Origin of the sequence: Nonomuraea lactucae (assembly GCF_003313395.1) — a bacterium.
In the GTDB taxonomy this organism is placed as follows: Bacteria; Actinomycetota; Actinomycetes; order Streptosporangiales; family Streptosporangiaceae; genus Nonomuraea; species Nonomuraea lactucae.
In genome coordinates, this window is the sequence record NZ_QNFZ01000198.1 from 1 (window position 1) to 5396 (window position 5396).

General features: G+C 69.9%; 6 protein-coding genes and 1 pseudogene. 3 read left to right on the forward strand and 4 right to left on the reverse strand.

Translation table 11 applies throughout. The features are described from left to right. Positions 1–254: 254 nt before the first annotated feature. The 3 genes from DQW85_RS12420 to DQW85_RS47920 all read right to left on the reverse strand — a co-directional run bounded on the left by DQW85_RS12420 (position 255) and on the right by DQW85_RS47920 (position 2656). Positions 255–1847, reverse strand: a complete 1593-nt coding sequence (locus DQW85_RS12420) for a DHA2 family efflux MFS transporter permease subunit (protein WP_113700479.1) — start codon at positions 1845–1847, stop codon at positions 255–257. Positions 1848–1974: 127 nt separating this feature from the next. Continuing rightward, on the reverse strand, positions 1975–2334 hold the full coding sequence (locus tag DQW85_RS47915; protein ID WP_338043380.1) for a hypothetical protein: 360 nt from the start codon (positions 2332–2334) through the stop codon (positions 1975–1977). 25 nt (positions 2335–2359) lie between these two features. Then, positions 2360–2656 carry an FAD-binding protein gene (locus tag DQW85_RS47920; protein WP_338043381.1) on the reverse strand — a complete coding sequence of 99 codons (297 nt, stop codon included), beginning with the start codon at positions 2654–2656 and terminating at the stop codon, positions 2360–2362. A gap of 12 nt (positions 2657–2668) precedes the next feature. On the opposite strand from DQW85_RS47920, the gene DQW85_RS12430 reads away from it, so the two are divergent. The 3 genes and pseudogenes from DQW85_RS12430 (at position 2669) to DQW85_RS12440 (ending at position 5048) form a co-directional block, all read left to right on the forward strand. Further along, a complete protein-coding gene (locus DQW85_RS12430; protein WP_205315067.1) occupies positions 2669–3259 on the forward strand; it encodes a helix-turn-helix domain-containing protein in 591 nt (196 codons plus the stop codon). A gap of 129 nt (positions 3260–3388) precedes the next feature. Then, entirely contained in the window at positions 3389–4258 is an 870-nt protein-coding gene (locus tag DQW85_RS12435; protein WP_113700481.1) for a class I SAM-dependent methyltransferase, read from the forward strand. A gap of 113 nt (positions 4259–4371) precedes the next feature. Next, positions 4372–5048: pseudogene (locus DQW85_RS12440) on the forward strand (helix-turn-helix domain-containing protein). Here the strand turns inward: DQW85_RS12440 and DQW85_RS12445 are convergent. Then, a partial coding sequence (locus tag DQW85_RS12445; protein ID WP_205315068.1) for a cadmium resistance transporter occupies positions 5045–5396 on the reverse strand: 352 nt, incomplete at its 5' end. The pseudogene DQW85_RS12440 and the gene DQW85_RS12445 sit on opposite strands and share 4 nt — an antisense overlap.

The following is a 5396-nucleotide window of genomic DNA, read 5'->3' on the forward strand; positions in this document are numbered from 1 at the left end:
AGGCGGCCGTGCTCGCGCTCACCGCGTGGGCACCGGCGCCGGAGGTCACCGCCGCCCTGCGCCAGGCCCTGAGCGACGCCGACGCCGACGTCCGCGCGTACGCCCGCCGCGCCCTCACGGACCCGAATGCCGATGGCCACCCCCGCCGCGCCCTGCCCGCGGGGGCGGACTAGGTGTATTGACCACGAGCGTTGTTGACAGTGGGCGGGGTGGTTCTGTCCTTTGCTTCCGGCTGTGGCCCGGCTCTTGTGCGGTCAGCCGGCGGAGACAGCCTCAGCGGGGTCTGTCTCGTCCGCGACCGCGGAGGGGGTGTTCTCGGGGCCGCGGAAGGCGATGTAGACGAGTAGGGCGCTCATGATGGCGGCGCCTGCCCACATGGCCTGCTGCCAGCCGTCGACGAAGGACTGGTGGGCTGCGTGGAGCAGGTCCTGTGCGTGCGGGCCGGTGCTGCCCGCTGCCTCGACGGCGTTGGCGACGCCTTCGCGGGCGGTGTCCGCGGCGCTTTGGGGGATGCCGTGCAGCTTGTCGTTGACGGCGTTGCGGTAGCCGGCGGAGACGAGTGCGCCGAGCAGGGCGACGCCGAGTGCGGTGCCGAATTCGCGGGTGACGTCGTTGAGGGCGGAAGCGACGCCCTGCTTCTCGTGCGGCAGGGAGGCGGTGATGGCCTCCGTGGACGGGGTCATCGACAGGCCCATGCCGACGCCCATGGCGAGCAGGCCGGGCAGGACGGAGAGATAGCCGCCGCTGACGGAGACGAACAGGGCCATGAGCGCCATGCCGACGCCGGCCAGTGCGATGCCCGCCACCATGGTCATGCGAGCGCCGATTCCTGCGGCCAGCTTGGGGGCCAGGCCGGAGGACATCACCATCGCGAGGGCCATGGGCATCATCGCGACCGTGGACAGCAGGCCCGACCAGCCGAGTACGGCCTGGAAGAAGGGAAAGAGGACCACGCCGATGCCCGCCTGGACACCGAAGACCACCAGCAGCGTGAGCGAGCCGCCTGACAGTCCGCGGTTCCGGAACAGTCGCACGTCCAGCAGGGAGGCGTCGCGGCGGTGCAGTTCCCAGGCCACGAAGCCGATGGCGGCGATGAGGCCGACGGTCAGGCTGATCAGTGTCGCGGGCGCGGTCCAGCCGCGTTCGGGGCCTTCCTGCAGGACGAAGATGAGGCCCGTCACGGCGATGATGGAGACAAGGGCGCCGACGGTGTCGAATCGGTGGGCCGAGGTCTCGCGGGAGTTGGGAACCGACTTCAGCGTCATGGCCAGGGCCATGAGGATCAGGACCACCGGCAGGGTGAACAGCCAGCGCCAGTCGGCGACGTCGACGAGGAGCGCGGCGAGGAACATGCCAAGGATGCCGCCGCCTCCCGCGACGCCGGTCCACACGCCGATTGCCTTGCCGCGCTGTTCTTCGGGGAAGGTGGAGGTGATGACGGCCAGCGTGATCGGCATGATCATCGCGGCGCCGATACCGCTGACCACGCGCGTGGCGAGCATCACCTCCGCTGTTGGGGCCAGGGCGGCGACCACGGTGGCGATGCCGAAGACCGCCAGCCCGGCAACGAGCATGGGCTTGCGGCCCAGGCGGTCACCCAGGGCGCCGAGTGGCAGCAGCAGCGCTGCCAGGGCGAGGGTGTAGATGTTGATGATCCACAGGACCGTGCTCTGGGAGGCACCGAATTCCACGGCCATGTGGGTCTGCGCGACGTTCAGACCGGTCACCGAGGCGATGACCGCCATCAGGGCGATCGAGACGGTGATCAGGATCGAGCGCAGCTGACGCGCATCAGGGGCACCCCCGCCGCCGGCTTGCGTGGCCTGTACGGGCTGGTTCGTACTCATGGATTCCTCTCAAAATGGGCATGCTGAGTCAGCGCCGGAGCAGGGCCGGTCGCCGGGTGAGGGAGGGTGGGCGGGCCCGGGCCGTCGCACGCATCGAGGGCGTACGGGCCCGGTGCCGCGCCGGATATCAGAGGGCGGGAGTTTCGCCCTGGGCTGCGGCGAGGGCCGCGTCGGTGTCTGTGGTGGCCAGCAGGCTGTTGATGTGGGCGCCGGCCAGGGCGCCGGCCGCTGCGGCGGCGCCGACCTGGGCGGCGAGGTCGGTGGCGTTGCCCGCCACCCAGACGCCCGGCACCTCGGTGGTGCCGGCCATGCCGGAGGCGAAGCGGCGGCCCATGTTGTCGGGCAGGTCCTCCACCGGCAGCTTCAGACCGTCCAGTCCCTCGGTGCGGGCTTCCATCCGGGTGGCGACCGCGAGGATGCGGCGGGCCACGACCTGGCCGTTGGTCAGGCGCACGCCGGCGAGGACGCGCCCTCCGTATTGGCGCACCTGCTCCCGGCCCCGCCGAAGGATCTCAGGGGCGGGGTGCCGTCCAAGACGATGAAGCCGTGGTGGCCTCCGCCGGCGCGTTGCGCGGGGAACCGCTGTCGATTACAACGATCGAGCGGCGGGAGCGGGCGGGCATCAGCGCACCGTTCTGCCCCGCGGCGCCCCCACCGATCACCACCACGTCGACGGTCCCACCGGTCAGTGCGTCACTCGCGTACGGAGAAGTTGTCACAGCATGGCCTCCTGCCTTTCCTCGTGCACTGGTCCCAGACGTTGCGGACCATCTACACACGACGCTAAGCCTGGCTTGCTGCCAAGGCATACAATGTTGCCGATGACGCAAGAAGATGGAGATCTGGACAGCCTCGTACGCAAACGCATCCGCGCCTTGCGGGTAGCGCAGGGCTGGTCTCTGGAGGAGTTGGCCTCCCGTGCCCACCTCAGCCAGTCCTCACTGAGCCGCATCGAGAACGGCCAGCGCCGCCTCGCACTGGATCAGCTGGTCACCCTCGCCCGCGCCCTGGACACCACGCTGGATCAGCTCGTGGAGACCGCCACCGACGACGTCGTCACCAGCCCGACGATCGACAGCACCCACGGTCGGATGCGCTGGACCATCAAGGCCGACCCCGGGATGAGCGTGGTGCGCCAGCGCATGACCGAACCGCCCCCCGAGAACCCGGCGCGCATGCGTGCGCACCCGGGGCGCGAATGGCTCGTCGTCCTGTCCGGCACCGCGATCCTCATGCTCGGCCACCGCCGCTTCCGCCTCGAGCCCAACCAAGCCGCCGAATTCCCCACGATGATGCCGCACGCGATCGGCGCCGAGGGCGGGCCCTGCGAGATCCTGGGCATCTTCGACCGCGACGCCCGCCGCGGCCACCAGAGCGACAGCGGCGACGACATCCAGGGCGCTCCCGAATGATCGCGCGGGCCGCGCGACGGCCCCCACGGGCGGTGACCTCTTGCGCGTCCGGCAGCATCCCCGACCATCATCTTGCGTAAACGGGGACACTTCGTGCCGCAGGCGCATATCCGTCTTAGCGTGAAGAGCATGAACCACCTACACACGCACACCCCCCACCACGGCGCTTCGCACGGTCACCACCACGAGCAAATGGAGGGCCAGGCGGAGATCCTCGACCTGGACGCCGAAGTGCTCGCCGAGCACACCGCCTCCATCACCGCATGGCTGCCGCTGCAGACCGACCCACACCACATCGTGGACCTGGGCTGCGGCACGGGCGCGGGCACCTTCGCCCTCCTCGACCGCTTCCTCGACGCGCACGTCACCGCCGTCGACACCTCCGCCGAACACCTTCAGCGCCTGCGCACCAAGGCGTGCACCCTCGGCGTCCAGATGCGCGTACGCACCGTGCAAGCCGACCTCGACGAAGCCGCCTGGCCCGATCTCGGCTCACCGGACCTGGTCTGGGCATCGGCCTCGATGCACCACATGGCCCACCCCGACCGCGCACTGCGCACCGTCCACGACACGCTCGCGCCGGGCGGCCTGTTCGCCGTCGTCGAACTGGCCGGCCACCCCCGCTTCCTGCCCGCGGATGCCCCCGCAGAACGGCCCGGCCTGGAAGAGCGCGTCCACGCCGCAGCCGACCGCCGCCAAGCCGAACACATGCCCCACCGCGGGGCCGACTGGGGCCCGATGCTGACCGCCGCCGGATTCACCATCGAGGGCGAACGCACCATCGCCGTGAACCTCGACGGCACCCGCAGCGAAGCGATCGGCCGCTACGCCACCGGCGTCCTGCAGCGCATCCGCAGCGTCATCGCAGACAGACTCTCCTCCGAGGACCTCACCGCGCTCGACCAACTCCTCGACACCAGCAGCCCGCACAGCATCCTGCGCCGCGACGACCTGACGGTACGCACCGAGCGCACCGTCTGGGCCGTCCGCCGTAATTGACCACGGATGGTTCCTCCCGCCAGGGCAGGCCCGCCGCCGGGCCCCGGGCGGTGGTTGACCGGGTGACCAACAACCATCGGCCGAGGCACGTCCGCAGGAACCGAGAGGTCTTCGTGCCCCACCCCCATGCCCGACTCACCATCCACGGCAACTCCTCGTCGACCGTGTCCGAGCCGGCAGACCCATCGCCCACGTTGCCGATGAAATGGGCATCTCCCGCACCACAGCCCACAATGGGTCCGCCGCTGGCGAGCCGAAGGCGATCAGGGGCTGCATGACCGCTCCAGTCGCCCCCCATGACCACACCACACCGCACCCCCGCCCATACGAACACGAGCGTCCCGGCGAACTGGTCCACGTCGACATCAAGAAGCTCGGCAACATCCCCGACAGTGGCGGACACCGGATCATGCCCCGCCAACAGGCAACCAGCAACCGGCAGGCCACAACCGACGCCCGCCAGGGCGGCAGCCCCGTAATCGGCTACAGCTTCGTCCACACAGCCATCGACGATCACTCCCGGCTCGCCTACAGCGAGGTCCTGACCGACGAACGCATGGAGACCACAGACAACGGCTCCTGCTACAGATCCCGGCTATTCGCCCAGACTCTCAGCGCCGCCGGGATCACCCACAAGCGCACGCGTCCCTATCGCCCGCAGACGAACGGCAAGGTCGAGCGCCTAAATCGCACCCTGCTCGACACCTACAACCACCACCGATGCCACACCGCACTCGATGGACAACCACCCATCAGTCGTGTCAGCAACCCTGCGGGTCAATACAACTAGGCGTAACCGAGCAGGCGGTTCACGACGCCGGACTCCACCACGATCACCACCCCGATCACCATGAAGACCATGGGCACCAGCCAGTGCCCGAACCTCTCCACGAACGCGATGACCTTCTTGTGGGAGCCGAGCCAGGCTCCCGCCGCGCACCAGAACGCGACCAGGACGGCGAACACCACGCCGGTCACCACGGTCGAGGCCGGTCCGATGGTGCGGAACAGCGGCGTGTAGACCGAGAGGTTGTCCGCGCCGTTGGCGACCGTAACCCCGGCGACGCCCAGAGCGCCGCCGGCCACCACCGCCGGCGCTGACTCGCCGCCGGCGTCTCGGGCCCGCCGGGCCGCGACC

Excerpts from the sequence above, each read along its gene's own strand:
- DQW85_RS12420 (WP_113700479.1), bottom strand. The coding sequence starts at position 1,847 with ATGAGTACGAACCAGCCCGTACAGGCCACGCAAGCCGGCGGCGGGGGT.
- DQW85_RS47920 (WP_338043381.1), bottom strand. The coding sequence starts at position 2,656 with ATGCCTTGGCAGCAAGCCAGGCTTAGCGTCGTGTGTAGATGGTCCGCA.
- DQW85_RS12430 (WP_205315067.1), top strand. The coding sequence starts at position 2,669 with ATGACGCAAGAAGATGGAGATCTGGACAGCCTCGTACGCAAACGCATC.
- DQW85_RS12435 (WP_113700481.1), top strand. The coding sequence starts at position 3,389 with ATGAACCACCTACACACGCACACCCCCCACCACGGCGCTTCGCACGGT.